Below are 26,232 nucleotides of genomic sequence, written 5' to 3' on the forward strand. Positions count from 1 at the left end.
CATGGCTCTGACCCTAGACGACAAATTGGTGGTGGCGATTTCATCGCGCGCCCTGTTCAACCTGGAAGAGGAAAACCGCCTGTTCGACGCGGGCGACGACAAAGCCTATATGCAGCTGCAGTTCGAGCGGCTGGACATACCCGCCAAGCCGGGTGTGGCGTTTTCGCTGGTAAAGAAGCTGCTGGCCTTCAACGCCGATGGCGTGAAACGGGTCGAGGTGGTGATCCTGTCGCGCAACGACCCGGTCAGCGGCATGCGCATCTTCCGCTCCAGCCAGGCCAGCAATTTGCAGCTGGAGCGCGGTGTGTTCACCCAGGGCCGCGCACCCTTCGGCTATCTGCGGGCGCTGGGCGCGCACCTGTTTCTGTCGGCCAATGAAAAAGACGTGCGCGAAGCGCTGAACCTGGGCTTCCCCGCCGCACGGGTGCTGACCGAATCGGCCCAGGCCGGTGACAGCAACCCGCATGAAGTGCGCATCGCTTTTGACGGCGACGCCGTGCTGTTCAGCGACGAGGCCGAGCGCGTCTATCAAAAAGACGGCCTGCCCGCCTTCCAGCAGCACGAGGTCGAACATGCCTCCATACCGCTGCCCGACGGCCCGTTCAAGCCCCTGCTGGCCGCGCTGCACCGCCTGCAAAAAGCCAGCACCCCGCACATGCGCATACGCACCGCCCTGGTCACGGCGCGCAGTGCACCTGCGCATGAGCGCGCCATCCTGACCCTGATGCGCTGGAATATTGCGGTGGACGAGGTGATGTTCCTGGGTGGGCTGGAAAAAGGCCCGTTTCTGCGCGAATTCGAGCCCGACTTCTTCTTCGACGACCAGACTGGCCACGTCACCTCCGCCGCGCAGCACGTGCCGGCCGGCCATGTGAGCAGCGGCATATCCAACCCAACGCACTAAGCCCGCGAACTAATCCGCGCCGCAGCAGTCCATCTGCGGGCTTGTCAACTCTACCCACGGCACACACCCATGCGTCTTGCTTCGCGCTTTTCCAACCTGAAAGCCCAGACCGCCAAAGTCTGGGCTTTGTCGATTCCGTACTTCAAATCCGAAGAAAAATGGAAGGCCCGCGCCCTGCTGGCCGCCATCGTGGCGCTGAACCTGCTGGGCGTCTACCTGCTGGTGCTGTACAACAGCTGGTACCAGGTGTTCTACGACGCGCTGCAAAACAAGGATGCCACCGTGTTTTGGCAGCAGTTGGGCCGCTTTACATACATCGTGTTTGGCATGGTTTTTCTGGCGGTGTACAAGTTCTACCTGACCCAGCTGCTGGAAATGCGCTGGCGCGCCTGGATGACCGAGCACTACCTGGCCCGCTGGCTGAGCAACCAGTCCTTCTACAAGATGGAACTGGCCCGCTTTGCCAAGACTGACACACTCGCCACCCCGGACAACCCCGACCAACGTATCCAGCAAGACCTGAACCAGTTCACCAGCCTGACCATCGAACTGACCATGGGCGTGCTGAACGCGCTGGTCACCCTGGTCAGCTTTGTCGGCATTCTGTGGGGCCTGTCGGGCAACTTCTCGTTCCACCTGGGCGGCAGCGAATACTTCATCCCCGGCTTCATGGTATGGATGGCCGTGCTGTACTGCCTGGCCGGCAGCATCATCACCCACTGGATAGGCCGCCCGCAGATCAAGCTGAACTTCCAGCAACAGAAAGTGGAGGCCGACTTCCGCCACCACATGGTGCGGGTACGTGAATACAGCGAATCGATCGCGCTGGACCGGGGCGAGGCCGCCGAAAAAGCCCACCTAGACCTGCGCTTCAAGGCCGTGCTGGCCAACTACCTGAAGCTGCTGAAGGCGCAGAAAAACCTGATCTGGTTCAGCAGCTTCTTCGGCCAGGCGGCAGTAGTTTTCCCAATGATTGTGGCGGCGCCGCGCTACTTCAGCGGAGCCATCCAGCTGGGCACGCTGATGCAGATCAACTCCGCCTTTGGCCGGGTACAGGACTCGCTGAGCTGGTTTGTCGACAACTACAGCAACCTTGCAACCTGGCAGGCCACCACCGACCGCTTAACTTCGTTTGAAGAACAAATTCAGGCGCTAGCGCAGGTAAATTCAGCGCAAGCAGCTATCAATTCTGCAGCACCTGATACCCTGGAAGTCCACGGGCTGACCCTGCGCCTGCCGAATGGCCAAGTCTTGCTGCAAGGCCAAAACCTGCACGCTGCCCCTGGCGACAGCATTCTGCTCAACGGCCCCTCGGGCAGCGGCAAGTCCACGCTGTTCCGTGCGCTGGCGGGCATCTGGCCGTTTTCCAGCGGGCAAGTCGCACAGCCGCAGGATGCAATGTTCATCCCCCAGCGGCCCTACTTCCCGGATGGCAAGCTACGCGACGCCCTGGCCTACCCCTTGGCAGCCACGCACTACGACGATGCGCAGCTGCGCCAGGCCTTGGCAGATGCCTTGCTGCCCGACCTGGGCGAACAACTGGACGTGGAGGCCGCCTGGAGCCAAAAACTCTCGGGCGGCGAACAGCAGCGGCTGGCGATTGCGCGCGTGCTGCTGAAGAAACCCCGCTGGATTTATGCCGACGAAGCCACCAGCGCACTCGACGCCCCCACCGAAGAAGCCATCTACAAACGACTGCTAGCGCAGGTAGAACAAGCGCAAGGCGCTATTATTTCAATAGCACACAAGCCAACCATTGCCGCTTTCCACAACAGCCGCTGGACGCTGGAGCCACAGGCCGAAGGCGCCGCAGCCCGCTACCAACTGGTGCAAAGCCGGGCCTGAAACAACCAGGGCCCCGTCGGGGCCCTGGAAGAAATACGTTGAAAGCGTTAAACGCTGCTGCTGGTCTTTTTCACGACGGTGGGATCGGAGTAGGTCAGCGGTCCTTCGGACTGCTTTTCGGAGTTCAAAACCTGGTTGGTCGCCTGGTTGTTCACGTCCACCGCGTTGCCGCCGGCGCGCCACAGGGCCTGCAAAAAGTCCAGCAGCTTCTTTGACAGCGGTTCCGGCGGTGGGTTTTCCACCTTTTTATCGGACGCCTGGGGCGTGGTGGTCCAGTCTTTGGAAGGCCCTTTTTCCGTCGTCGTAGGCTGGTTCGGACCCGGCTCCTTGCCGGCATCGACCAGTTTGGCCGTCTTGGCGGTATCTTCAGGTGCTGCGCTTTGCACCGGGTCTTGCAGCTTTTTGGCCTCGGCAGTCGCTGCCGACACTGCAGCAGTTGCCGCGTTGGCTGCAGTACTGGCCACATCGGCCACCGCTTTGATGCCACCCGCCTCGTCGGCTTTTTCCTTGGCAGCTGGCTGGATAGACGCTCGCAGGCGTGCCGCAGCCTCTAACGCTGCAATCTCTTGCTGGGTGGTGGAAATATCCACCTTAGTGGAGGGTTCGGGTTTGGATGCCACCGCCTCAACCTTGGCGGTCGCTTCCTGAATCAATGCGGACTCGGCCTTAGGCGCCGCCGCACCGACGCCCGAATGCGTACCGGCGGCAGCCGGCGGCCAGCTTGCGGTTCGTTCAACAGAGGGCAGTTGCATAGCGTTCACCAGGTTAGGGGGCGGTGGAATACTTTTTCCACACCACGTATCTTGGTTAACGGCAGAAATGGAGGGTTATTTAGGGCTATTTCTTAAAAAAGATAAAAATCTTTACAAAACAACTTCGCCCCCGCCCTCAAGTTTTCAGAGAAAGCGCTCCAGCAGACGGCGCGAGGCCCGGTCCAGGGCCAACATGTCACGTACGCGGAACTGCACGCCCGCCCCGCCAGCGATCAGCAGGCCGGCACGGCCCAGGCGGCGGATGTCTTCCTCGGTCTTGAGCACAAACTCGGTATCGCCACGGTCGGTCTCCACCGTCCACACACTCGGGGTGGAAAAGGTGGACACGGCCTTCAGGCGCCGGATCTCGGGAACAAACTCGCGATTGGCCAGCTCCTCGGACAACAGCGCCCACACCGCCGGCGGCAGGCTACTGGTCTGCGGCACCCACACCAGTTCGCGGCCTTCGGTACCGACCAAGGACAAGCCCTCTTCCGGCGAAGTAATAGGAAATGCCCGCACCGGCAGCACGCCCTCGTGGCGCTCACCGCTGGCAAGCACCAGCACCAGACGCCCAAAAGCGTCACGTTCCAGTTGGAAATCAGGGGTCAACACAGCCATCATGGGTTACCTGCAGGGTGGGCCGAATGGGCTATTGGGGCTATCGGCAAGGAGGCGGACAAACTTAAACCATCGTCTTCGGATTCAGTGCGGCGCAGCTGGGCCTGGTAGAGGCGCCAATAGGCACCTTGGCGTTCCATTAACTCCTCGTGCGGCCCGACCTCGACCACCCGGCCTCGGTCCATCACCACCAGGCGGTCGGCCTTGCGCAGGGTGGACAAACGGTGGGCAATGGCGATGGTGGTGCGGCCTTTCACCAGGTTGTCCAATGCTTTCTGGATTTCGTTCTCGGTTTCGGTATCCACCGAAGAGGTGGCCTCGTCCAATATCAGGATGCGCGGGTCGATCAGCAAGGCCCGGGCGATGGAGATGCGCTGGCGCTCTCCGCCCGACAAGCCCTGGCCACGCTCGCCCACCAGCGAGTCATAACCCTGGGGCAGGCGCAAGATGAACTCGTGCGCATGCGCGGCGCGCGCGGCCGCCACTATCTCAGCCCGGGTGGCGTCGGGCCGGCCGTAGGCGATGTTCTCAGCAATCGTGCCGAAGAAGAGGAAGGGCTCTTGCAGTACCAAGCCGATGTGCCGGCGGTAGTCGGCCACGGCAAAACGGCGGATATCCGTGCCATCAACCTGGATGGAACCGTCGGTCACGTCGTAGAAGCGGCAGATCAGGTTCACCAGGGTACTTTTGCCCGAGCCGCTGTGGCCCACCAAGCCAATCATTTCACCCGGACGAATCACCAGATCCATATCGCGTATGACCGAGCGGTTGCCGTAGCGGAAACCAATGCCTTTCATCTCGATCTGGCCGCGCACCTGCACAGCGCCAGGCATGCCCGAGCCGACCACCACCGGCTGGGTGGGTTCCGGCACATTCGATACATGGTCCAGGATGTCAAAAATACGCTTGGCGCCAGCCGCTGCCTTCTGGGTGACAGAGACGATGCGACTCATGGAATCCAGACGGGTATAGAAGCGGCCGATATACGCCAGGAAGGCGGTCAACACACCCACGGTGATCTGGCCTTTACTGACCTGCCAGATACCAAAAGCCCAGACCACCAGCAAACCAATGTCGGTCAGCAGGGAAACGGTGGGGGTAAACAAGCTCCAGGTCTTGTTCAGTCGGTCATTCACCGCCAGGTTGGCCTGGTTGGCCGCGTGGAAGCGGCCAGCCTCGCGCCGCTCTTGCGCGAACGCCTTGACCACGCGGATACCCGGAATGGTGTCGGCCAGCACATTGGTGACCTCACCCCAGACCCGGTCGATCTTCTCGAATCCGGTGCGCAGCCGGTCACGCACGGTGTGGATCATCCAGGCGATAAAGGGCAAAGGCAGCAAAGTTACCAGCGCCAGCCAGGGATTGACGGAGAACAGAATCGTTGACGTCATCACCAGCATCAGCACATCGGTAGCGAAATCCAACGCATGTAGCGACAGAAACACCGAAATACGGTCGGTTTCCGAGCCGATGCGGGAAATCAGGTCGCCGGTACGCTTGGCGCCAAAATAGTCCAGTGACAGGCCCAGCAGATGGTCAAACGCGGTGGTCCGCAGGTCGGCCGCAATGCGCTCGGACACCAAGGCCAGCAGCCAGGTACGCACCCAGCCCAGGCTCCAGGCCAGCAAAGCCGAGCCCAGCAAGCCGGCCAGCAGCCATTTCACCTGGCCTACATCGATCTGCTTGCCGCTCTGGAACGGGATCAATACCTCGTCCATCAGCGGAATCGTGAGGTAGGGCGGCACCAGCGTGGCAGCGGTGGAAGCCAGCATCAATAGGAAGCCACCGAGCAGCTGGAATTGGTAAGGCTTTGCAAAACGCCACAAGCGCAGCAACACCCAGGTGCTGGGCGGGCTATTCAGCTCGCGGTTGCATACCGCGCATTCCTCGCTGTCAGCGGGTAGCGGGGCATGGCAGTTGGGGCATTGGCCGGGTTCGTCCTGGCTGGGGTCCTGCGGCAGCAAACGCTGGCCGAACAGCTTGACCAAGCGCAGCGCCTGGGGGTCAACGGCCAGTGTGTAGCGCCAGCGGGCCAGCAAGGTGCGGGCGTCGTGCAGCTCCAGCGTGCCCACACCGGCGTGGTCGGAGTGGCGCAGCACCATGTCGGGCGTCAGCGCCCAGGTCTGCCAGGCCCCTCCCTGGAAGGCCAGCAGGCGCTGGTTGGTCAAGGCCAATAGGCCGGGCGCAAAGCGCAGCTGGGTGTCCAGGTCAACGGACAGGCTGGCTACGACGTTCTCGTGGGCAAGGAGCTGCGTTTGCAGCCCAAGGGAAATATCGACTGTATGGTGTTCTTGCATTTTTTTAACCCCGCGATCTCTTACCTGGTGCCAGATGGACCAGCGCCTCAGCGGAGCCTCAGATTCTCGCCGATGGCGCCTTCATTTCTCACTACCATATAGCAAAGTGCACAATAGCCACCCGCAGCCGGGGTGCCCGGCCACAACACCCCCGAAGAACATGAGCCCCAAGGACGATATCCAACTTCTGCGCATCAACTATTTGCGCGGCCCCAACATCTGGACCTACCGACCGGCTCTCGAAGTCTGGCTGGACCTGGGGGAACTCGAAGACTACCCCTCCAATTTGCTGCCCGGTTTCACCGACCGCCTGGTCGCCATGCTGCCCGCCCTGGTGGAACACCACTGCGGTGTAGGCGAGCGCGGCGGCTTTCTGCAGCGCCTGGTGGAAGGCACCTGGGCCGGCCATATCCTGGAACACGCGGTGATCGAGCTGCTGAACCTGGCGGGCATGCCCACCGGTTTCGGCCAAACCCGCAGCACCTCGCAGCGCGGCATCTACCGCATGGTGTTCCGGGCGCGCGACGAGCAGGTTGCCCGCACCGCCCTGGCCCAGGGCCACCGGCTGCTCATGTCGGCCATCAACGATATTCCATTTGACGTAGCCGCCGCAGTAGCCGCCGTACGCGCCGAGGTGGACGACTGCTACCTGGGCCCCAGCACCGCATGCATTGTGGCCGCCGCCACGGACCGGGGCATTCCGCACATCCGCCTGAACGACGGCAACCTGGTGCAACTCGGCCATGGTGCCCGTCAGCGCCGCATCTGGACGGCAGAGACCGAATTCACCAGCGCCATCGCCGAAGGCATTGCGCACGACAAAGACCTGACCAAGACCCTGCTGCAGTCCTGCGGCGTGCCCGTGCCCGAAGGTGTTGCCGTGGACAGCCCGGCCGCCGCCTGGGAAGCCGCGCAAGACATCGGCCTGCCCGTCGTAGTGAAACCATCCGATGGCAACCACGGCCGCGGCGTGACACTGGACCTGAGCAACCAGGCCGACATCGAAGCCGCCTACCTGGTGGCCGAAAAGCACGGCAGCGAAGTGCTGGTAGAGCGCTTTGTGCGCGGCAACGAGCACCGCCTGCTGGTGGTCGGTGGCCGCGTGGTCGCCGCCGCACGTGGCTCGGTGGCCTGGGTCACCGGCAACGGCCACTCCACCGTGGCTGAACTGGTAGATGCCCATATCAATACCGACCCGCGCCGTGGCACCCACGAAGACGCGCCACTGGGCCTGATCGACACACGCGGCGACGAAGCCGTGCTGCTGGACCTACAGCGCCAGGGGCTGACGCCTGACTCCATCCCTCCCATGGGCAAGCAGGTGCTGATCCAGCGCAACGGCAACGTGGCTATCGACTGCACCGACCAGATGCATCCCGAGGTGGATCACATCGTGTCGCTGGCGGCACGCATCGTGGGCCTGGACATTGCTGGCGTGGACGTGGTGGCCGAAGACATCTCCAAGCCACTGAGCGCCCAAGGCGGCGCCATCGTGGAAGTCAATGCCGGTCCCGGCCTGCTGATGCACCTGAAACCGGCCGAGGGCGCCCCCCGCCCCGTGGGCCGTGCCATCGTAGACCACCTGTTCTCTGAGCACGAAACCGGCCGCATTCCGGTGGTTGGCGTAGCCGGCACCCAGGCCACGCACACCATTTCCAGGCTGGTCGCCTGGCTGCTGCACCTGAGCGGCCTGCGCGTGGGCCTGGCCTGCCGCGACGGCCTGTTCCTGGACACCCGCCGCATCGAGTCCACCGACTGTGCCCATTGGGCGCCATCACACCGCCTGCTGATCAACCGCTCCATGGAAGCCGCCGTGATTGAAAACGGCGCAGCCAGCATCCTGCGCGACGGCCTAGCCTACGACCGCTGCGCCGTAGGCATCGTGACCGACATGGGCGGCGCAGACAAGCTGGCTGAATTCGACATCACCGATGAAGACCAGCTCTACAAAGTGCTGCGCACCCAGGTCGATGTAGTCTTGCCCGAAGGCGTGGCGGTGCTGAATGCGGCCGACGCACGCGTGGCCCAAATGGCCGAACTCTGCGACGGCAGCTCCATCCTGTATGGCCTGGACCCGCAACTGGAAACCACGGTGGCCCACCGCGCTACCGAAGGCCGCGCCGTTCTAGTGAGCAAGGGCTACATCATGCTAGCCACCGGCAGCTCCGAAGCCCCCCTGGTCAGCCTGGACATCCTGTCTGCCGTCTGGCACCGCGAGGTGCCGCTGGAACCCATACTGGCCGCGATTGCCGCCGCCTGGGCCATGGACATCTCGCCCGACCTCATAGTCGCCGGCCTGAAAACCTTTGAACTGGATCTGCCGACCGCGCGCACCGTGCTCCCCGCCGTACCCACCGCAGCCCCCTACCGTACCGAACAAGAAGATAGAAAGACCGACTGATGGAAGTCTCACGCATTCGGGCCCTGCGTGGCCCTAATCTCTGGAGCCGCCACACCGCCGTGGAAGCCGTGGTTTCGTGTACGGAAAGCGAACGCGCCATCGCACAACTACCCGGCTTCGAGGCCACCGTACGCGCCCTGTTCCCGGCCATAGGCCCGCTGCGCCCCAACCGCGAACACGCCTCGGTATCGCTGGCCCATGTATTGGAAGCCGCCACCCTGGCCCTGCAGGCCCAGGCCGGCTGCCCTGTGACATTCAGCCGCACGGCATCTACGCCGCAGGCAGGCACCTACCAGGTCATTGTGGAATACAGCGAAGAAGCTGTAGGCCGCCAGGCTCTGGAGCTTGCCCAGGCGCTGATCCAGGCTGCGCTGAGCAACACCGCCTTCGACGTGGACAGCGCCATCGCCCAGCTGCGTGAAACCGACGAAGACGAACGCCTGGGCCCCAGCACCGGCGCCATCGTGGACGCAGCCGTCGCCCGTGGCATTCCCTACCGCCGACTGACCAAGGGCAGCATGGTGCAATTTGGCTGGGGTTCGCGCCAGCGCCGCATCCAGGCAGCCGAGTTCGACGCCACCAGCGCCGTGTCCGAGGCGATCGCCCAGGACAAAGACCTGACCAAAAAATTGCTGCACGCCGCCGGCGTACCCGTGCCCCTGGGCCGCCCCGTCAACAGCCTGGATGAAGCCTGGCAAGTGGCGCAGGAAATCGGTCTACCCGTCGTGGTCAAGCCGCAGGACGGCAACCAGGGCAAGGGTGTGACGGTCAACATCGTGGACCGCGCCCACCTGGAAGTGGCCTATGCCGCCGCCGCCGAAATCGGCGAAGTGATGGTGGAAAAATTCCTGCCCGGCAGCGACTTCCGCCTGCTGGTGGTGGGCAACAAGCTGGTGGCTGCCGCCCGCCGCGACCCGCCCCAGGTGCTGGGTGACGGCGTGCACACCGTGCGCGAGTTGGTGGACATCGTCAACTCCGACCCCAAGCGCGGCGAAGGCCATGCCACCTCGCTCACCAAGATCCGCTTTGACGATATCGCCATCGCCCGCCTGGCACTGCAAGGCCTGCAACCCGAGTCGATTGCCGAAAAAGGCCGCCGCATCATTCTGCGTAACAACGCAAACCTGAGCACCGGCGGCACCGCCACCGATGTAACCGACGACGTGCACCCCGCCGTCGCGGCCCAGGCCGTGGCCGCCGCGCAAATGATTGGCCTGCACATCTGCGGTGTGGACGTGGTCTGCGAAAGCATGCTCAGACCGCTCGAAGACCAGCACGGAGGCATCGTCGAAGTAAACGCCGCACCGGGTCTGCGCATGCACATCTCGCCGTCCTTCGGCAAGGGCCGCAACGTCGGCGAAGCCATGGTCAGCAACTTGTACGCACCGGGCGAAGACGGCCGCATTCCGGTGGTTGCCATCACCGGCACCAACGGCAAAACCACAACAGCCCGCTTGATCGCCCACCTATTCACCAGCAGCGGCATGCGTGTCGGCATGACCAATACCGACGGCGTGTACGTCAACGGCCGCCAGATCGACAGCGGCGACTGCTCGGGCCCGAAAAGCGCGCGTAACGTGCTGATGCACCCTGACGTGGATGCAGCCGTGTTTGAGACCGCGCGCGGCGGCATGTTGCGCGAAGGCCTGGGGTTTGACCGCTGCCAGGTCGCCGTGGTGACCAACATCGGCGCGGGCGACCACCTGGGCCTGAACTACATCACCACGGTGGAAGACCTGGCCGTGCTCAAGCGCGTGATCGTGCAGAACGTGCAAGCCAACGGCTACGCCGTGCTGAACGCCGCCGACCCCATCGTCGCCGCCATGGGCGCATCCTGCCCTGGCAACGTGATCTTCTTCACCGCCGACCGCCACCACCCGGTGATGGCCACGCACCGCGCCCAGGGCCGGCGCACGGTGTATGTCGATGGCGACCACATCGTCGCTGCTGTGGGCTCCTGGCGCGAACAGATTGCCTTGCGCGATGTGCCGCTGACCCGTGCCGGCACCATCGGCTTCCAGGTGGACAACGCCATGGCCGCCGTGGCTGCCGCCTGGGGCGTAGGCCTGAACTGGGACACCATCCGCCGTGGCCTGTCCAGCTTTGCCAACGACGCCGACAACGCGCCTGGCCGCTTCAACGTGATGGACTACCGTGGTGCCACCATCATTGCCGACTACGGCCACAACCCGGACGCCATGCGCGCCCTGGTCGCTGCCGTGGACGCCATGCCGGCCAAGCGCCGGTCAGTGGTCATCAGCGGTGCCGGTGACCGGCGCGACGAAGACATCCGCGAGCAAACCATCATCCTGGGCGACGCGTTTGACGATGTGATCCTGTTTGAAGATGCCTGCCAGCGCGGCCGTGCCGACGGCGAGGTCGTGGCCCTGCTGCGCGAGGGCCTGGCCAACGCCCAGCGCACACGCCAGGTGGACGAAATCTATGGCGAATTCATCGCCATCGACAGGGCTCTGGAGCGCCTGCAGCCCGGCGACTTGTGCCTAATCCTGGTGGACCAGGTGGAAGAAGCCCTGGCCCACCTGGCCCAGCGCGTCGCCGCCGCCTAAGCCGTTCTAGGCAGCGCCCCAGTTTTACAAAAGAAATGGGGCGCTGGCGCAGATTCCACCTGTGCGAGCAGCTACGAAAAATATAGCAATTGCATTCGTTAGCGCAGATCGGGCCAGGTACAGATTCGCAACAGGGTGTAGCCGACGCGGCGGCCGCTCGGCAGGACTGTAAAATCGCGCCTTTTCGCCCCCTCCCCTCCCATGTCGTCTGTCCCCGCTGGGCACTCCCGTGCCTGCTTTGACCTGAAAAGCGCTACGCTGCCCCTGATGGCGCTGGTGCTCAAGACCGCCAACCTCAACATCCTGGGGCAAGAGCTGGAAGCGCGCTATGGCGACACGCCCGACTTCTTCGACCAGGACCCCGTGGTGGTCAACCTGGTACATGTGGAAGAAGAAGCCCTCCCCATAGACTTCAAACAATTGTGCGTACTGCTGCGCAGCTACCGTATGCACGCCATTGCCGTACACGGCGGTAGCGCAGAACAGCGCGCCGCCGCCGTCGCCGTAGGCCTGGTCGATGCGCCGGACATCACGCATGCGCTGCCGTTGCCAGCGCCCGCTCCAGCACCGGCGCCGGTTGCCCCTGAGGTGATTGCCCCCGCCGTGGCGCCCGGCACGCTGGTCATCGACAAGCCTTTGCGCTCGGGCCAGCAGGTCTATGCCCGAGGCGGCGACCTGGTGGTGCTGGCCGTGGTGAGTTTTGGAGCCGAAGTGCTGGCCGACGGCAATGTGCACGTCTACGCCCCGCTGCGCGGCCGGGCTATTGCCGGCGCCAAGGGCAATACCGAAGCACGCATTTTCAGTACCTGCCTGGAAGCCCAGTTGGTGTCGATTGCCGGCACTTACCGCACTTCCGAAATCCCGCTGCCCACCGACGTGCTGGGCAAGGCGGCCCAGATTCGCCTGGTAGGCGAAAAGCTGGTGATGGAACCTCTTCTTTAAACACTCTCAATCCAGAAAGACCCGCAACCCATGACCAAGATCATTGTGGTGACATCCGGCAAAGGTGGCGTTGGCAAAACCACCACCAGCGCCAGCTTCGCATCCGGCCTCGCACTGCGCGGCCACAAGACGGCGGTGATCGACTTTGACGTCGGTCTGCGCAACCTGGACCTGATCATGGGCTGCGAACGCCGCGTGGTGTATGACCTGATCAACGTGATCCACAACGAAGCGAATCTGAACCAGGCGCTGATCAAGGACAAGCAGTGCGACAACCTGTTCGTGCTGGCCGCCTCGCAAACCCGTGACAAGGACGCCCTGACGCAAGACGGCGTGGAGCGTGTACTGAAAGACCTGGGCGACATGGGTTTCGAATACATCGTCTGCGACTCCCCTGCGGGCATCGAAACTGGTGCGCTGATGGCCATGCATTTTGCCGACGAAGCGCTGGTGGTGACCAACCCCGAAGTCTCTTCGGTGCGCGACTCTGACCGCATCCTGGGCATGCTGGGCTCCAAGACCAAGCGTGCCATCGAAGGCCAGGCACCCGTCAAGGAACACCTGGTCATCACCCGCTACAACCCCACCCGCGTGGAAGACGGCCATATGCTGTCGCTGGAAGACATACAGGACATCCTGCGCATTCCGCTGATGGGCGTGATTCCCGAGTCGGAAACCGTGCTGCAGGCATCGAACCAGGGCCTGCCCGCCATCCATTTGGCAGACAGCGATGTGTCCGAGGCGTATAAGGACGTGGTGGCACGCTTCCTGGGCGAAGAAAAACCCATGCGTTTTGTGGAAGCCGTGAAACCCGGGTTTTTCAAGCGCCTGTTCGGGGGGAAATAAACCATGTCTTTCCTGTCTTTCCTGCTGGGGGAAAAGAAAAAGACCGCCACGGTCGCCAAAGAGCGGCTGCAGATCATTCTGGCGCATGAGCGCAGCGGCAGGGGCAATAGCCGACCCGACTATCTGCCCGCGTTGCAGCGTGAACTGGTGGCGGTGATCAGTAAATACGTGTCTATCAACGCCGACGACATCAAGGTCCACCTGGAGCGCCAGGACAACCTGGAAGTGCTGGAAGTGAAGATTGAGCTGCCAGAGGCCCTTCGATGAAAGCGTGGATGCTTGCTGCAACGCTGGCTTGCGCCGGCAGCCTGCACGCCGAGCAGATCGGCGCGGTAGACACGGCCTTCCAGTGGATAGGCCCGGACCACAAAATCGTGGTCGAAGCCTATGACGACCCGCAGGTAAAAGGCGTCACCTGCTATGTCTCGCGCGCCAAAACCGGCGGTATCAAGGGCGCGCTGGGCTTGGCCGAGGACAAGGCCGAGGCGTCCATTGCCTGCCGCCAGGTTGGCCCCATCAGCTTCAGCAAGCCGCTGCCGCAGCAGGACGAGGTGTTCAACGAGCGCCTGTCCATTCTGTTCAAGAAGCTGCGCATCGTGCGCATCGTGGACAAGCAACGTAACGCGCTGATCTACCTGACCTACTCCGACAAGCTAATTGACGGCTCGCCGCAGAATGCCGTCACAGCCGTGCCGGTAGACCGCGGTACGGTGATTCCACTCAAATAACGCCTTGGGCCGCTCAGGCCCAGTCGTTACCGCCCATGTCGCCGAGGTCAAACACCTCGTCGTTGCCCGAGCTGTCCATGCTAGACGGTGCATCCAAAGTAAAAGCCCCGGCATCCCTGGCCAGGCTGTCGCTCTGGCCTATAAAGTTGCTGTCCAGCGACGGGAAGGCCGGCACGGATTCAGCCAGGCCAAAGCTCGATGCGGAGGTATTGCTGTGGTGGCCCATCAGGTTTTCGATGCCCTGGAACAGGAACGCACCGGCTGCCACACCGGCCGCCGTGGTCGCCATGCTGGTTAAAAAGCTGGGCGCCTGGAAGCGCGATGGCGCGGCCGCCAAAGGTGCAGGCGCGGGCGAATACGCCGGTGGGAGTGTTGAAGCAGGCGGCGCCACGGGCGACTGCGCATACACCGACGAGGCAGGGTTGCGGCCCCATGCCATGCTGTCCAGAAAGCTACCGCTTGCCGAAGCCGGTGCCTTGCTGCGTTGCAATTCAGCCTGCAGGCTGGCAATCTGCGCCTGGGCCGCTTGCAGCGCCTGGTCTTGTAGCAGGCTGCGCTGCACCAGCAAATAGGTGGCATCGGGCTGGCAGGCCACAGTGCTTTCAATCAGCGCATGGGCTTCGGGGTCTTTGGGGCCGCCCTTGGCTAAAGCCAATTGCTGCAGAAACTGGGTCAATTGTTCGCGTTCTTGGAAGTTCATATAAACCTCGTGCAGGTAGTAGTCCTTGATAGATACACACTGTGATCCACAAATTCAATAGCTATACACGCCGACCGGTGAAGCAAAAGTAAAGATGCGGTAATTTTGCATACAAACGGAAATAGCTTGCACCGAAAGCTATCGTTTTCATAGCTGCTTGCGCGGATTCCATATGCGCCAGACCCCTATTTTCTTCAAAACTGCAGTCCACAACCCGAGGCCGGGGGCCCAGGCTGCAGCGATGCCCTTGCCGGGCGCTGAGGACGCAGCACCTGTAATGCGATACTTGGAGCATTGCCGTGGGGATTTCGAAGCTGCTCTGCGCCATGCCGTTTGCCTGAGGGCCGAGGCTCTGGCGCGACATCCCCGGCGGCCCTGCCCCGCATCAAAAACAACTCCAACACGTCCACTGCCCTGGGATGCGAACCGCCGCAACCGTCGCCACCACCATGCCCCCCGTCAACACGCCCCACATCAAAGGCTGGTGCCCCGGTGCGCTGCGCCCCATGCTGTCAGGCGACGGGTTGGTGGTGCGCGTACGTCCACAGGCTGGGCGGCTCACACAGGCACAGGCAATCGGCATTGCCGCGCTATCCAACAGCCATGGCAACGGCCTGCTCGACCTGACCAGCCGCGCCAATCTGCAGCTGCGCGGTGTTGCGCCTGCATCGCATCCCGCGCTGATCCAGGGGCTGCGGGATCTAGGCCTGGTGGATGACAGCCCGGAAGCCGAAGCCCGGCGCAACATCGTCGTCACACCCTTCTGGACGCCGGGCGACGGTACCCTGCAAATCGCCAACGCCCTGGCCCAGGCTCTGGCCGCGCCGGACGCGCCCGACTTACCGGGCAAGTTCGGCTTCGCGGTAGATACCGGCCCATTGGCTGTACTGGAAAGCACCTCAGCCGACATCCGCATCGAACGCAGCGCCCGGGGCTATACCGTGAGCGCCGATGGCTATGCGAATGTGGCCGAAGTGGCTGCCGACGAAGCCGTCTCCGCCGCAATAGAGCTAGCCCGCTGGTTTTTGACCCAGGGCGGCGGTAGGCCGGGACGCAGCCGAATGGCGGCGCTGGCGCCACAAGCCTTGCCAGCGCGCTTTCAAACCGTGGCAGCCAGACCGGCTGCGCCCCTCCCAGCCAATCCCGGCGCTGTGCCCCCAGGCTGGCTGGTCGGCGCCGAGTTCGGCCAGCTCACCGCAGCCACACTGGATGCCCTGGCACGTCTGGGCCCGCTGCGCATGACGCCCTGGCACATGCTGCTGGTCGAAGGCGCCACCCAGGCGCCCGACCTGGCAGGCCTGATCACCCACCCCGGCGATCCGCTCCTGCGCGTGGTCGCATGTACCGGCGCACCCGGCTGCCTGCAGGCCTTGGCCGCCACACGCCCCCTGGCCCGCACGCTGGCGCCCCTGGTGCCCGCCGGCCACCTGTTGCATGTATCGGGCTGCAGCAAAGGCTGCGCCCACCCGCGCGCCGCGCTGACGCTGGTGGCCACGTCGGCTGGCTTTGACCTGATCCGTAACGGAGCGGCATCTGCCTCCCCCGATGTACAGGCCTTGCCTACCGAATCCATTGCTTCTTACTTGCTACCGACATTCCATGCGTCATGAATTTGAAACCGATGGCGCAGCTATCTATCGCCAGTCCTTCGCCATTATTCGGGCCGAGGCCGATTTGGCCCGCTTCAACCCCATCGAAGAGCTGGCCGTCGTCCGCATGGTCCACGCCACCGGCATGGTCGGCCTGGAAGCCCATGTGCGCTTTTCCGAAGGCATGGCCGAAGCCGCCCGTAGCGCATTGGAGGCCGGTGCGCCCATCATGTGCGATGTGCGTATGGTGAGCGAAGGCATTACCCGTACCCGCCTGCCCGCCAGCAACCAGGTCATCTGCACGCTGAACGACCCCGCAGTACGCGAATTGGCCCAAGCCATGGCGACCACCCGCAGCGCCGCCGCGCTGGAGCTGTGGCGGCCGCACCTGGCCGGCGCCGTGGTGGCCATAGGCAATGCACCCACCGCGCTATTCCAGCTGCTGAACATGCTGCAAGACCCGACCTGCCCACGCCCCGCAGCCATCATCGGCTGCCCTGTGGGCTTTGTCGGCGCAGCCGAATCCAAGGCCGCGCTGATGGCCGACCTGCCCGCACCATCGCTGGTGGTGCAAGGCCGGCTCGGCGGCTCGGCCATCACCGTCGCCGCAGTCAACGCACTCGCCTGCCGGAGAGAAATCTGATGGGCCGCATCCTCTGCGCCGGGCTCGGCCCAGGCAACCCGGACCTGATGAGCGTACGTGCTGATCGCGCGATCCGCGCCGCAGGCCATGTCGCTTACTTCCGCAAAAAAGGCCGCCCCGGCCAGGCCCGGCGCATCGTCGAAGGCATGCTGGCACCAGGGGTGACCGAGTACGCGATGGAATACCCGGTGACTACCGAACTGCCCTTCGACAGCCCCGAGTACATCGCCTGCCTGGCCGGGTTTTACGACGACTGGGCCGACCGTTTGGCAGTACTGGCGCAGACCGAAGACGTGCTGGTGCTGTGCGAGGGCGACCCCTTCTTTTACGGCTCGTTCATGCACCTGTACACCCGCCTAGAGGGCCGCGCCGCCGTGGAAGTGATACCCGGCATTCCGGGCATGGTAGGTTGCTGGTGGGCCACCGGCACCCCCATCACCTGGGGCGACGACGTCTTGACCGTGCTCATGGGCACACTGCCTGAGGCCGAGCTGCTGCGCCATATGCAATCGGCCGACGCGCTGGTGATCATGAAGACCGGCCGCAACCTGCCGCGCGTGCGCAGCGCGCTGGCCGCAGCCGGCCGGCTGGACCAGGCCTGGCTGGTAGAGCGCGGCACCATGCCGGGCGAGCGCGTTGTGCCACTCATCGAAGTGGATGGCACCGACTGCCCCTACTTCGCCATCGTGCTGGTGCACGGCCATGGGCGACGGCCCGAGGTACTGGAATGAACGGGTGGTTGTGTATAGCCGGTCTGGGCCCAGGGGACGCCAACCTGGTCACTCCCGAGGTCACGCTGGCCCTGGAAGCCGCCACCGATGTCGTCGGCTACATCCCCTACGTGGCGCGCATCGCACCGCGTGCAGGCTTGACGCTGCACCCCTCTGACAACCGGGTGGAAATGGACCGCGCGCGCGCGGCGCTGGCCATGGCCGCCGCAGGCCGCCGCGTGGTGGTTGTGTCATCTGGCGACCCGGGAGTGTTTGCCATGGCCTCCGCCGTATTCGAAGCCCTGGAAGGCATGCCCACGTGGCAGCAGCTGGACATCCGCGTGCTACCAGGCATCACCGCCATGCTGGCCGCCGCAGCCAGCGCGGGCGCGCCGCTGGGCCACGACTTCTGCGCCATCAACCTCAGCGACAACCTGAAGCCCGCCAGCCTGATCGAAGCCCGCGTGCGCGCCGCCGCCGGGGCAGACTTTGCGATGGCGTTTTACAACCCGCGCTCGGCCAGCCGGCCCGACACCTTTGGCCGCATTCTGGCCGTGCTGCGCGAGGCCTGCGGCCCTGGCCGACTGATCACCTTTGCGCGCGCTGTGTCCACGCCGCAGGAACAGATCCACACCGTCACCCTGGCCGAGGCCACGCCCGAGATGGCCGATATGCGCACCGTGGTGTTGGTCGGCAATGCCGTCACGCGACGTGTGGGGCGCTTCGTCTACACGCCCCGGTCGGCAGCGTGAGCCGCAATCCAGCCTATCACCTCGGCCACCGTGGCGACGGTGGCGCGGGCAGGAATGGCAGGTCGGTCCACCAAGATCACCGGTATGCCCAGTGCACGCGCAGCCAGCAGCTTGGCCTCGGCACCACTGCCACCGGCATTCTTGGCCACCACATGGCTGATGCCGTGCGCCTGCATGAGCGCACGGTCCCCGTCCACCGTGAATGGGCCGCGCGCCAACACCACATCGGCCTGGGGCAAGGGCAGGTCCGGCACGGCATCGACCAGGCGCAACAGGTAATGGTGCTGCGGGCGCACCGCAAACGCCGCCAGGTTTTGCCGGCCAATCGCCAAAAACACCCGTGCCGGCTCCTTGGGCAATGCGGCAACAGCTGCAGCAATGTCAGGCACATGCAGCCACTGGTCACCGGCCTGCGCCACCCAGGCCGGCCGCTCCAAAGCCAGCAGCGGAATTCCCACGGCACCGCAGGCCGCAACGGCGTTGCCGCTCATCTGCGCGGCGAACGGATGGGTGGCATCCACCACATGGCTGATACCCTCTGCCTGCAGCCAGGTTTGCAAACCCACGATGCCGCCAAAGCCACCGACCCGCGTGGGCAGTGGCTGGGCAACGGGCGCTTCGGTGCGGCCTGCGTACGAAAACACTGCGTCCATACCGGCCGCTGCCAGGGCCCGGGCCAACTGGCTGGCTTCTGTGGTTCCACCCAATACGAGGATGCGTTGCATGCTTGATCCCTGGCTTTCCATCATAGGTTTAGGCGAAAACGGGCTGGCTGGCTTGGGTGAAGCCAGCCGCGCCGCGCTGGACGCTGCCGACGTCATTTTTGGCGGACCGCGCCACCTGGCGCTGGCCGATGCCGGGCCACGCGGCCAACCCTGGCCCGTGCCTTTTGACGTGGCCCCGGTATTGGCACTGCGCGGCCAACGTGTGGCCGTGCTGGCCTCTGGCGACCCGTTCTGGTTTGGCGCCGGCGGTAGCCTGGCGGCACACTTGGATGCAGCGGAGTGGGCCAGCTACCCCGCGCCCTCTACCTTTTCTCTGGCTGCTGCACGTCTGGGCTGGCGGCTGGAAGACGTAGCTTGCCACGGCCTGCACGCGACCCCGTTCGCCAGCATCCGCCCCAGCCTGCAGCGTGGCGCACGCCTGCTGTGCCTGCTGCGCGACGGATCGGCCGTGCGCGACTTCAGTGCCTGGCTGGACCAGCAAGGTTTTGGCAGCTCGGCGCTCTGCGTATTGGAAGCCCTGGGCGGCCCGCGTGAACGCATACGCCACAGCACAGCCGCAGGTTTTGACCTGCTGGATGTAGCCGCCCCGGTGGCGCTGGCCATCGAGGTGGCGGGCGCGCTGGGCCTGCCGCGCAGCGCCGGCCTGCCGGATGCCAACTTTGCGCACGACGGCCAGATCACCAAGTCCCCCATGCGCGCACTGACGCTGGCCGCCCTGGCGCCCCGCCCCGGCGAACACCTCTGGGACATAGGCGCGGGCTCGGGCTCCGTCTCGGTGGAATGGTGCCTGGCGGGTGGACGCGCCAGCGCGGTCGAGCAACATGCCGCGCGCGTGTCCAACATCCGTACCAACGTAGACCACTACGGCCTGGCCGGCACCCTGCATGTGGTCGAAGGCCTGGCGCCCGACGCGCTGGCCAGCCTGGCGCCACCGCAGGCCATCTTTGTCGGCGGTGGTTTCAATCTGGCACTGTTCACGGTTTTGCAATCCCTGGCTCCCTCTGGCTGTAGGTTGGTGGTGAATGGGGTCACGCTGGAAACCGAATCTGCACTGACCCAGCTGCACTTGCAGCACGGCGGTGATTTGCTGCGCATCGAACTGGCCGCATCGGCCCCGCTGGGCAGCATGCGCGGCTGGCAACCCGCCCGTCCGGTGGTGCAGTGGAGCATAACGCTCTGAATAAGCTTGTAAGAATCGCTGGCCTGGGCTTTCGCGCCCAGGCCACGGAGGCATCGCTGCGCAGTGCCTTGCAGGCCGCTGGCGCCCATGGCATCAGCGTGCTGGCAACGGCCGAAGACAAGGCCCAAGCCCCCGCCCTGCTGCAGCTGGCTGCGGAACTCGGCCTACCCTTAGTGGCCGTACCCTTGGCCGACCTGCAGCAACAAACTGCCAGCGCCAGCCCCCATGCACCCGCACGCTACGGCGGCCATAGCCTGGCCGAGGCGGCAGCGCTGGCCGCAGCCGGCGCAGGCGCGCAACTGGTCACGCCCCGGGGCGTATCCGCCGACCGCATGGCCACCGCCGCCATCGCGGAAAATACCCGGCTATGACTGTCCACTTCATTGGCGCCGGCCCCGGCGCCCCCGACCTCCTAACCCTGCGCGGCCGTGACCTGATCACCGCCAGCCCCGTCTGCCTGTATGCCGGCTCCCTGGTGCCCGAAGGTGTGCTGGCCCACTGCCCACCCGGCGCCCGCATCGTCAACACAGCACCGCTGTCGCTGGAGCAAATCCTGGCCGAAATCAGCACCGCCCATGCCGCCGGGCAAGACGTGGCCCGCCTGCATTCGGGCGACCTGTCGGTCTGGTCGGCCATGGGCGAGCAACTGCGCGGCCTGCGCGCACTCGGCATCCCCTACACCGTGACGCCCGGCGTGCCCTCCTTCGCCGCCGCCGCCGCCACGCTGGAAGCCGAGCTGACATTGCCAGGCCTGAGCCAGTCGGTGGTGCTCACGCGCACCTCTGGCCGTGCGTCGGCCATGCCCAGCACCGAGTCGCTGGCCAACTTTGCCGCCACCCAGGCCGTGCTGGCCATCCACCTGTCCATCCACGTACTGCCGCGCGTGGTGGCCGAGCTGACGCCCCACTACGGCGCAGACTGCCCGGTGGCCGTGGTCTGGCGTGCCAGTTGGCCGGACGAGCGCGTGGTGCGCGCCACACTGTCCACCATCGAAGCCGCCGTGGGCGAAGGCATGGAGCGCACGGCCTTGATTCTGGTCGGCCACACCCTGGGTGAGAACTTGGGCGAAGCAGACTTTGACCACAGCCGCCTCTACGCAGGCGACTACGACCGCCGCTACCGCCCGCTGGGCACCGCGCCGCGCTTCCCCGCAGGTACAGAGTGAATATTGACCTCTGCCTGGTCGGCATAGGCACCGGCAACCCCGACCACGTGACCCGCCAAGGCGTGAAAGCGCTGAACGCGGCCGACCTCATCCTGGTGCCCCACAAAGGCGAGGGCAAAGCCGATCTGGCCGAACTGCGCCTGCAGCTGTGCCAGGAGCTGGTGACCAACCCCGCCACCCAAGTGGTGCAGTTCGACATGCCGGTGCGCGACGCCGAAGACCCCGACTACCCCGCCGCCGTAAACCGCTGGCACGACGCGATTGCCCAGGTCTGGCTGGCCACCATCCACGCCCACCTGCCTGCAGGTGGCCGTGTAGCCCTGCTGGTATGGGGCGACCCCTCGCTGTACGACAGTACCCTGCGCATCGCCGACCGCCTAGCCCTGCAGCTACCGCTGAAGGTGTCCGTGGTACCTGGCATCACCGCCCTGCAAGCGCTGACCGCCGCCCACGCCATCGCGCTCAACGACATCAACGCCCCCGTCACCATCACCACCGGCCGCCAGCTGCGAGACCACGGCTGGCCCGAAAGTGCCGACACCGTGGCCGTGATGTTGGACGGGGCCTGTGCGTTTCAGCACTTGGCACCCGAGGGCATCACCATTTGGTGGGGTGCCTACCTGGGTATGGCGCAGCAGATTTGCATCGCGGGCCCGCTGGCCGAGGTGAGCGAGAAGATTCAGGCGGAGCGCCAGGCCGCGCGGGCTGCGCATGGGTGGATCATGGATACGTATTTGATGCGGCGGAATTTTCGAGTCTGACAGACCGCTGGGTCTGCAAAGCAGCAGCTGCACACAACCAAGCGGAAGCTCGGCGAACGCGGCGATCTGGCTTGATAGCGACAAACCGCCAAGCTCGCCTATCTACCGAGGAAACGGACGAACGGACGATCACCCTCAGCGCGTGCAGAAATGAGAAACGGGCTCAAGCAACAGATTGGGGGCGCATGCTTATCGCGGATCAATCACATCGAACTCGAACTGCACCGGCGCGGAGTTTTCGATGAACGCGGTGATCAGGTAGTGGCCAGGAGGATCGCCATCAGCCACGTCCCATGACTTGGAAATCGTGCCGTTGTACACCGTCAGGGTCACATCCAGCGAAATCGTCTTGCGATCCGCCGAGGTGCCATAAGGCTGTCCACCGGCGCCCCACGTCTTCGGCGGTTCCGGCAGTGTCATGCGTTCAAGAACGCGGACCTTGCCGGCCATCTGGTTGAGTTTCAGTATCCACCCGTAGTTTTGGTTAACGATCCGGGGGACTGTGTTGGAAACCTTGAAGTCCAACACGTCATTGTTCGGGGCGAGCTTGAAGAGCCCGAAGACCGCATCCAGCGGACACACTCCACGGGCTGTCGGATCGACCGCGCAAGCCTTGAATACGGCCGCATTGGACTCCGAGATGGACCCATGCGACGCGGCGGAAATCGGGGAGCCATTGAACCCGGGCGACAAAGCGCTAGCCGTCTGAGCGTCCACGTGGCCGCAGGTGACAGCGGCGAAAAGGACAAGAAGCTGGCGAAGATGTTTCATGGTGGATGCGGCTCGGCAAAAGACTATCGGCACCTGGCTGAACGCAGCAAAGTCTATCCGCAGACCGACGGCCCACGGGGGCGCTTTCGGGAGCACGCAATGCGTCGATGTCTGATTGCGCTCGAAGGGCCGCCTTCTACCTTTTACTGGCTACCGACCTGAAGGTCCCCCAAAGTCACCTCAGCAGCCCATCCAAAGCATCTGCGATAGCTTGACCTTGTTCCGCAAGAGCCAGTTGCGCGATGTCGATTGCGGCATCAAAGCCGCATGCGGCCTGTATTTATCGCACCCGCACATTTAAAGGAAAAGTGCTCCTAGCGCAGGTAATACCTTCGCTAGAAGCTACCATTTTGATAGCAATAAGCTCACACCTTCCACTGCGCAATATTGAAGTCTTGCTTGATCAGGTTTTCCCCCAAAAGGAAGACCTTGATGTCCTCCAGGGCCTGCAAGCCAGTGGCTGGATAGGCCTCATCCGGGAACCGGGCAACAGGGTAGGACTCTTTCACGACCGCGACCGGGAAGCCCGATGCATCTGCGTGGAAGCTGTAGTACCGGTCCGGGTCTTTGCGGATATCGGCGATGGCCGCGCGCCGGGCCCGTAGCCAGGCCGCTCCCAGAGTGGGTGCATTGGCCAGCGCTTTGCCAGAGGCCACGATGACCGCGCTGCCGCGCAGGCTGGGGTGTCTGTCGGCTTCGTCGATGACCGGGTAACCCCGTGAGGCCAGCAGGGGACCGGTGTTGATCGGCGCGGCAAAAGCAGCCACGCTGCCCTTCTCAAGCCCCACCTCGCCATCGCGTGGAAGCATGTACACCACCTTGGTGGTTTTCAAGATCCCAGCCTCTTTCAGCAGACCCAGCACGTAGCGGTGCATATAGGAACCCAGCGCCACGGCGACGACTTTGCCCTCCAGTTCTTTGACCGTTTTGACGCCGCCTTGCGGTGTCAGCAGCCACACATTCATGCCCAGGTTGTCAAAGCCAATGAGCTTGCCGTCCACGCCACGCGACTTGGCCACCACGGCAGGCGTGTCGCCATAGATGCCTACATCCAGAGAGCCGGCAGCGAGCGCCTCGTTCAGGTCCGGGCCATTGGGAAACACATGGGTTGACACCTCGGTGTAACCCAAGGGCGCCAATTCGCGCACCAAATGGCCTTGCGCCAGCGCATAGCCAGATGCAGAGCCCGGCTTCTTTCCAGGGCCGATGAAACCGAGCCGCAATACACTGCTCTGCGCCTGTGCCACGGCGGGCAAGGCTGCGCTGGCGACCGCCGCAGCGCCACCGACGAGCAGGTTGCGCCGGGAAAGAAGCGCGTTAGAGGGTGTAGGGTAATGGGTCCATGTACGCATCAATGCACTCTTTTCAGTAACTCAAAACTCATGTCACCGCCAGCCGTCGGCTGGCGCCCCTTGCCCCAACCGATGGTGCTGCGGTAGCTGCCAATCAGCGACTGCACCAAGGGATCGCTCTCGGAAACCGGTGCGCTCTGGTCCGCGTTCGGAGCCACATACAGCGCGTCTTCCGGGCAATACAGCTCACACATAAAGCAGGTCTGGCAGTCAGACTGGCGCGCAATGCGCGGGGGCGCGGATGCCACCGCTTCAAACACATTGGTAGGGCAGGCGTGCACGCAGATATTGCAGCCGGTGCAGCGCTCAGGGCTGACGATTTCGATCATGCCGCAACCCCTTCGCTGCGCACCCAGACGGCATCCAGGCCGCCTGCGACCAAGCGGTGCTGCTGCCCCGGATCCAAGGCCTGGTGATCGGCACGGCGGGCCATGCCACGGGTTTCGCTACGGGCCAGCGCACTGCGGTACATCCAGCGCGATGTGGCCAACATGCCAAGCGCTTCGCGCGAACGTACGCTGTCTGTCGCGCCGGCAGCGGGTGCGCTGTGTTGCAGCCGCTCCCACAGCGCGTCGAGACGCACCAGCGAGTCCTGCAGCAGGTCCTGGCTGCGCGTCCAGTTGCGCTCGTAGGGAAAGACTTCGGCCTGTACCGCGCGAATCACCTCCTCCGCATCCCAACGCGTATGGCCGGCTGTGCGCAGGCCATTGCGCCCGGCATACAACAAGTGTTGCTTGTGCAGACTGTGACCACCTGACTGCTGCCGGCTGAAGTCCGCAGCCCCTGCGCCCGCCCAGAAGCCGGATGACAAAGCCCAGGCGGCGTTGTGGCTGCCCCCGCCGGTGAAGCCTCCGCAAATCAGCTCACGGGTGGCCGCATCACCGGCCGCATACAGCCCGGGCACGTTGGTGGCACAGCTGCTATCTTCAATGCGCAGCCCGCCGGTGCCCCGCACAGTTCCCTCCAGGCGCAAAGTCACCGGAAAGTGCTGCGTAAACGGGTCGATGCCGCGCCGATCAAAGGACAGAAAGAAGTTTGGCTGGGCCGTACGCATCCAGGCCCTGATCTGCCCATCGGCACGGTCCAGGCGCGCCAATACCTGCTCGGTCTGCAAGGTTTTGGCAATGATGCTGCGGCCCCTGGCCGAGCCCGCGCCTTCTAGCTCGGTGCCATCGGCGTGGTAGAAGGTCGCCCAGTTGTAGAACAGTGATTTGGTAATGGACGAGAACGCGGGGCCCAGGCCATAGGCGTTGGAGAACTCCATGCCCGACAGCTCTGCGCCAGCTTCGGCCGCCATCAGCAAGCCCTCGCCCGTCAATACATTGCAGCCCAGCGCACGGCTCAAAAATGCGCAACCGCCGGTGGCCATCACCACGGCCCCCGCCCGCACAACCCAGCTGTCACCGGTCTGCCGGTTCACACCACGTGCCCCCTGCACTGCACCGGATGCGCTGACCAGCAACTCCAGCGCCGGGCTGTGGTCCAGAATACGCGCGCCGGATTCTTTAACCCGCTTGCGCATCAGGCGCATGTACTCAGGTCCTTGCAGGGATGTGCGCTGCTGCTGCCCCTCGGCATCCACTGGAAAGGGGTAACCCCATTCGGCCAGCTGCTCGACGTTCTTCCAGGTTTGCTCCAGCACCCGGTCCATCCACACATGCTCGGCCAGCTGCCCGCCCATGGCAAAGCGGCTGGCCTTGGCCTGCTCGCGGGCTTCCGTGCCGGGCGGTACATACCAAACGCCGGTACCAGAGGGCGCCGTGGCACCCGAAGTGCCGCAATAGCCTTTGTCGGCCAGCACCACGCTGGCACCTCTGGCCCGCGCACTGACCGCTGCCCAAGCCCCCGCAGGGCCGCCCCCCAAAACCAGCACATCCACATCGAACTGCTGTGTGCCGTCCGTGGCGGAGTGCCATGCCCGATCCATATCTCGTGTACCCATTGCGTGCCCCTTACGTTGCAAGTTCACCGGCAATGCTAG

At 64.2% G+C, this 26,232-nt stretch carries 25 protein-coding genes; 16 read left to right on the plus strand and 9 right to left on the minus strand.

Annotation, left to right across the window (positions count from 1 at the left end):
- Nucleotide 1 precedes the first annotated feature (1 nt).
- Together AC4BBN_RS03890 and AC4BBN_RS03895 are read left to right on the plus strand one after the other, a co-directional pair.
- Complete coding sequence (locus AC4BBN_RS03890) at nucleotides 2–904, plus strand: 5'-nucleotidase (protein ID WP_490590633.1); 903 nt, start codon at nucleotides 2–4, stop codon at nucleotides 902–904.
- A 69-nt stretch (nucleotides 905–973) separates the two neighbouring features.
- Nucleotides 974–2,749 carry an ABC transporter ATP-binding protein/permease gene (locus AC4BBN_RS03895; protein ID WP_490590634.1) on the plus strand — a complete coding sequence of 592 codons (1,776 nt, stop codon included), beginning with the start codon at nucleotides 974–976 and terminating at the stop codon, nucleotides 2,747–2,749.
- A gap of 47 nt (nucleotides 2,750–2,796) precedes the next feature.
- Here AC4BBN_RS03895 and AC4BBN_RS03900 read toward each other — a convergent pair whose 3' ends face one another.
- The 3 genes from AC4BBN_RS03900 to AC4BBN_RS03910 all read right to left on the minus strand — a co-directional run bounded on the left by AC4BBN_RS03900 (nucleotide 2,797) and on the right by AC4BBN_RS03910 (nucleotide 6,419).
- Entirely contained in the window at nucleotides 2,797–3,501 is a 705-nt protein-coding gene (locus tag AC4BBN_RS03900) for a hypothetical protein (RefSeq protein WP_490590635.1), read from the minus strand.
- A 144-nt stretch (nucleotides 3,502–3,645) separates the two neighbouring features.
- Complete coding sequence (locus AC4BBN_RS03905) at nucleotides 3,646–4,125, minus strand: cyanophycin metabolism-associated DUF1854 family protein (protein ID WP_490590636.1); 480 nt, start codon at nucleotides 4,123–4,125, stop codon at nucleotides 3,646–3,648.
- Complete coding sequence (locus AC4BBN_RS03910) at nucleotides 4,122–6,419, minus strand: cyanophycin metabolism-associated ABC transporter (RefSeq protein WP_490590637.1); 2,298 nt, start codon at nucleotides 6,417–6,419, stop codon at nucleotides 4,122–4,124. Before AC4BBN_RS03910 ends, AC4BBN_RS03905 begins: the two co-directional genes overlap by 4 nt.
- A 160-nt stretch (nucleotides 6,420–6,579) precedes the next feature.
- Here AC4BBN_RS03910 and AC4BBN_RS03915 point away from each other — a divergent pair, with 160 nt between their 5' ends.
- The 6 genes from AC4BBN_RS03915 to AC4BBN_RS03940 all read left to right on the plus strand — a co-directional run bounded on the left by AC4BBN_RS03915 (nucleotide 6,580) and on the right by AC4BBN_RS03940 (nucleotide 13,903).
- A complete protein-coding gene (locus tag AC4BBN_RS03915; RefSeq protein WP_490590638.1) occupies nucleotides 6,580–8,820 on the plus strand; it encodes a cyanophycin synthetase in 2,241 nt (746 codons plus the stop codon).
- Nucleotides 8,820–11,387: a cyanophycin synthetase gene (gene cphA / locus AC4BBN_RS03920; protein WP_490590639.1), complete on the plus strand. Its 2,568-nt coding sequence runs from the start codon at nucleotides 8,820–8,822 to the stop codon at nucleotides 11,385–11,387. Before AC4BBN_RS03915 ends, cphA begins: the two co-directional genes overlap by 1 nt.
- A 201-nt stretch (nucleotides 11,388–11,588) precedes the next feature.
- A complete protein-coding gene (minC, locus tag AC4BBN_RS03925; RefSeq protein WP_490590640.1) occupies nucleotides 11,589–12,329 on the plus strand; it encodes a septum site-determining protein MinC in 741 nt (246 codons plus the stop codon).
- 30 nt (nucleotides 12,330–12,359) lie between these two features.
- The gene (gene minD, locus AC4BBN_RS03930) at nucleotides 12,360–13,175 is read left to right on the plus strand and encodes a septum site-determining protein MinD (RefSeq protein ID WP_490590641.1); all 816 of its coding nucleotides are present in this window, start codon (nucleotides 12,360–12,362) and stop codon (nucleotides 13,173–13,175) included.
- A 3-nt stretch (nucleotides 13,176–13,178) separates the two neighbouring features.
- Nucleotides 13,179–13,442 carry a cell division topological specificity factor MinE gene (minE, locus tag AC4BBN_RS03935; protein ID WP_490590642.1) on the plus strand — a complete coding sequence of 88 codons (264 nt, stop codon included), beginning with the start codon at nucleotides 13,179–13,181 and terminating at the stop codon, nucleotides 13,440–13,442.
- Complete coding sequence (locus AC4BBN_RS03940) at nucleotides 13,439–13,903, plus strand: CreA family protein (RefSeq protein ID WP_490590643.1); 465 nt, start codon at nucleotides 13,439–13,441, stop codon at nucleotides 13,901–13,903. Before minE ends, AC4BBN_RS03940 begins: the two co-directional genes overlap by 4 nt.
- Before the next feature lie 13 nt (nucleotides 13,904–13,916).
- Here the strand turns inward: AC4BBN_RS03940 and AC4BBN_RS03945 are convergent, their stop codons facing one another.
- Complete coding sequence (locus AC4BBN_RS03945; protein ID WP_490590644.1) at nucleotides 13,917–14,603, minus strand: DUF2076 family protein; 687 nt, start codon at nucleotides 14,601–14,603, stop codon at nucleotides 13,917–13,919.
- A gap of 419 nt (nucleotides 14,604–15,022) precedes the next feature.
- Here AC4BBN_RS03945 and cobG point away from each other — a divergent pair, with 419 nt between their 5' ends.
- Genes cobG through cobJ form a run of 4 tightly spaced genes read left to right on the plus strand, consistent with a single transcriptional unit; the run spans nucleotide 15,023 to nucleotide 18,297 of the window.
- Nucleotides 15,023–16,213, plus strand: a complete 1,191-nt coding sequence (cobG, locus tag AC4BBN_RS03950) for a precorrin-3B synthase (RefSeq protein ID WP_490590645.1) — start codon at nucleotides 15,023–15,025, stop codon at nucleotides 16,211–16,213.
- Nucleotides 16,203–16,835 (plus strand): precorrin-8X methylmutase, encoded by a 633-nt coding sequence (locus AC4BBN_RS03955; RefSeq protein WP_490590646.1) that lies wholly within the window; start codon nucleotides 16,203–16,205, stop codon nucleotides 16,833–16,835. The genes cobG and AC4BBN_RS03955 overlap by 11 nt, the downstream gene beginning before the upstream one ends.
- Nucleotides 16,835–17,566, plus strand: a complete 732-nt coding sequence (gene cobI, locus AC4BBN_RS03960; protein WP_490590647.1) for a precorrin-2 C(20)-methyltransferase — start codon at nucleotides 16,835–16,837, stop codon at nucleotides 17,564–17,566. Before AC4BBN_RS03955 ends, cobI begins: the two co-directional genes overlap by 1 nt.
- The gene (cobJ, locus tag AC4BBN_RS03965) at nucleotides 17,563–18,297 is read left to right on the plus strand and encodes a precorrin-3B C(17)-methyltransferase (protein ID WP_490590648.1); all 735 of its coding nucleotides are present in this window, start codon (nucleotides 17,563–17,565) and stop codon (nucleotides 18,295–18,297) included. The genes cobI and cobJ overlap by 4 nt, the downstream gene beginning before the upstream one ends.
- On the opposite strand, the gene AC4BBN_RS03970 is transcribed toward cobJ, so the two are convergent.
- The gene (locus tag AC4BBN_RS03970; protein ID WP_490590649.1) at nucleotides 18,273–19,022 is read right to left on the minus strand and encodes a cobalt-precorrin-6A reductase; all 750 of its coding nucleotides are present in this window, start codon (nucleotides 19,020–19,022) and stop codon (nucleotides 18,273–18,275) included. The genes cobJ and AC4BBN_RS03970 overlap by 25 nt on opposite strands.
- Here AC4BBN_RS03970 and cbiE point away from each other — a divergent pair.
- Genes cbiE through cobF form a run of 4 tightly spaced genes read left to right on the plus strand, consistent with a single transcriptional unit; the run spans nucleotide 19,021 to nucleotide 22,128 of the window.
- Complete coding sequence (gene cbiE / locus AC4BBN_RS03975) at nucleotides 19,021–20,202, plus strand: precorrin-6y C5,15-methyltransferase (decarboxylating) subunit CbiE (RefSeq protein ID WP_490590650.1); 1,182 nt, start codon at nucleotides 19,021–19,023, stop codon at nucleotides 20,200–20,202. The genes AC4BBN_RS03970 and cbiE overlap by 2 nt on opposite strands.
- Nucleotides 20,184–20,573, plus strand: a complete 390-nt coding sequence (locus tag AC4BBN_RS03980; RefSeq protein ID WP_490590651.1) for a cobalamin biosynthesis protein — start codon at nucleotides 20,184–20,186, stop codon at nucleotides 20,571–20,573. Before cbiE ends, AC4BBN_RS03980 begins: the two co-directional genes overlap by 19 nt.
- The gene (cobM, locus tag AC4BBN_RS03985) at nucleotides 20,570–21,367 is read left to right on the plus strand and encodes a precorrin-4 C(11)-methyltransferase (RefSeq protein WP_490590652.1); all 798 of its coding nucleotides are present in this window, start codon (nucleotides 20,570–20,572) and stop codon (nucleotides 21,365–21,367) included. Before AC4BBN_RS03980 ends, cobM begins: the two co-directional genes overlap by 4 nt.
- Nucleotides 21,364–22,128 (plus strand): precorrin-6A synthase (deacetylating), encoded by a 765-nt coding sequence (gene cobF / locus AC4BBN_RS03990; RefSeq protein WP_490590653.1) that lies wholly within the window; start codon nucleotides 21,364–21,366, stop codon nucleotides 22,126–22,128. Before cobM ends, cobF begins: the two co-directional genes overlap by 4 nt.
- Nucleotides 22,129–22,317: 189 nt before the next feature.
- Here cobF and AC4BBN_RS03995 read toward each other — a convergent pair whose 3' ends face one another.
- The 4 genes from AC4BBN_RS03995 to AC4BBN_RS04010 form a co-directional block, all read right to left on the minus strand.
- Nucleotides 22,318–22,899, minus strand: coding sequence for a hypothetical protein (locus AC4BBN_RS03995; RefSeq protein WP_490590654.1), 582 nt, complete (start codon nucleotides 22,897–22,899; stop codon nucleotides 22,318–22,320).
- Between the two features lie 365 nt (nucleotides 22,900–23,264).
- Nucleotides 23,265–24,251, minus strand: coding sequence for an ABC transporter substrate-binding protein (locus tag AC4BBN_RS04000; RefSeq protein ID WP_490590655.1), 987 nt, complete (start codon nucleotides 24,249–24,251; stop codon nucleotides 23,265–23,267).
- Nucleotides 24,251–24,580: a 4Fe-4S binding protein gene (locus AC4BBN_RS04005; protein WP_490590656.1), complete on the minus strand. Its 330-nt coding sequence runs from the start codon at nucleotides 24,578–24,580 to the stop codon at nucleotides 24,251–24,253. Before AC4BBN_RS04005 ends, AC4BBN_RS04000 begins: the two co-directional genes overlap by 1 nt.
- Nucleotides 24,577–26,193: an FAD-binding protein gene (locus AC4BBN_RS04010; protein ID WP_490590657.1), complete on the minus strand. Its 1,617-nt coding sequence runs from the start codon at nucleotides 26,191–26,193 to the stop codon at nucleotides 24,577–24,579. Before AC4BBN_RS04010 ends, AC4BBN_RS04005 begins: the two co-directional genes overlap by 4 nt.
- Nucleotides 26,194–26,232: the final 39 nt, after the last annotated feature.

The organism is Rhodoferax sp. SPJ21 (assembly GCF_058216335.1).